Origin of the sequence: Rhizobium ecuadorense (genome assembly GCF_001187535.1) — a bacterium.
Lineage (GTDB): Bacteria > Pseudomonadota > Alphaproteobacteria > Rhizobiales > Rhizobiaceae > Rhizobium > Rhizobium ecuadorense.
This window is the reverse complement of record NZ_LFIO01001327.1, coordinates 1-207: the sequence shown is the minus strand read 5'-3', so window position 1 is coordinate 207 and position 207 is coordinate 1. Positions and strand designations below refer to the sequence as shown.

Genomic DNA, 207 nt, shown 5'->3' with positions numbered 1-207 from the left:
ATCTCAGCCCCGAGCAGCCCAACCGGCTGCGGGTGGAAAAGAACGAGAAGCGCATTGCCGAAGTCAAGGACTTCAAGTTCGTCGAAAGTGGCGTCTTCACCGTCGGCATCAGCTCGAGCGGCAATCTTCCGCTGCATGATTATGCCTCCGATTCCAAGACGGTTATCGGTTACGACGTCGACCTGGCGCAGGCGATTGCCGACAGCC

1 pseudogene is annotated in these 207 nt (G+C 58.5%); it reads left to right on the top strand.

From position 1 onward, the window contains the following. Positions 1-207 (top strand): annotated as a pseudogene (locus tag AF337_RS28875) (ABC transporter substrate-binding protein); the annotation flags it as partial.